General features: G+C 67.2%; 2 protein-coding genes. One reads left to right on the top strand and one right to left on the bottom strand.

The features are described 5' to 3' along the window. Positions 1–575, top strand: a 575-nt coding sequence (locus tag BN4348_RS59175; protein ID WP_142308843.1) for a transposase, incomplete at its 5' end; no start/stop codon positions are given. Between the two features lie 21 nt (positions 576–596). On the opposite strand, the gene BN4348_RS59170 is transcribed toward BN4348_RS59175, so the two are convergent. Beyond that, on the bottom strand, positions 597–969 hold a 373-nt coding region (locus BN4348_RS59170; protein ID WP_160040687.1), incomplete at its 5' end, for an aldolase/citrate lyase family protein.

Raw genomic sequence — 969 nt, 5'->3', positions numbered from 1 at the left:
AAATTCTGCGTAGCGAGCAACTCACCACTGCTGCCTCTGTCAGCGCCGCGTTCGCGGCGACCACCCGCGCCACAGTCAGCATCATCATCGAGCTCAACCACCAGATCAGCGATCTGGAAGCCGAACTGTCGACACATTTTGAGACACACCCGGACGCCGACATCTACCGCTCCCTGCCAGGACTTGGTGTTGTGCTCGGCGCCCGGGTGCTCGGTGAGTTCGGGGACGACCCCACTCGCTACACCACCGCCAAGTCTCGCAAAAACCACGCTGGAACCTCCCCGCTGACAGTCGCGTCGGGCAAAAAACGCGCCGTGCTGGCCCGCCACGTCCGCAACCGCCGGCTCTACGACGCTATCGACCAATGGGCGTTCTGCGCGATCACCCGCAGCCCAGGCGCACGCGCCTACTACGACCAGCACCGCGCTGCCGAAGACCTCCACCACCAAGCCCTCCGCGCCGTCGGCAACCGCCTCGTCGGAATCCTCCACGGCTGCCTACGCCACCACACCACATACAACGAACAGCTAGCGTGGTCACCCCGCCACAACACCCCCACCACCAACGCCGCTTGACAAATTACGGACCTGGGATGTCTAGCCGGACGCGGGCTCCCCCGCCCGCCGCAGCAACATCGCGGCATGCTTGAGCACCGGCGAATCGACCATCTGCCCTTCGAAGGCGAACACCCCGCGTTCCGACCGCGCCGCCGCCAACACCCTGCGCGCCCAGTCCAGCTTTTCCTCGGTGGGGCGATAGGCCTCGCGCACCACCGCGACCTGGCTGGGATGGATGCAGACGGTCGCGTCGAAACCCACGGCGACGGCGTCATTGGCCTCGGCCCGCAGGCCCTCGAGGTCCCGGATGTCCAAATGCACGGCGTCGAGCGCGATGCGGTCGAACGCCGCCGCCGCGAGCAGCGTCGCCGATCGGACGTGGCGGGCGACGTCGCGGTAGGTGCCGTCGGCC

Source organism: Mycobacterium interjectum (assembly GCF_900078675.2).
GTDB classification, from domain to species: Bacteria; Actinomycetota; Actinomycetes; order Mycobacteriales; family Mycobacteriaceae; genus Mycobacterium; species Mycobacterium interjectum.
Note: the sequence above shows the minus strand (reverse complement) of the source record. Positions and strands in the feature narration are given on the sequence as shown.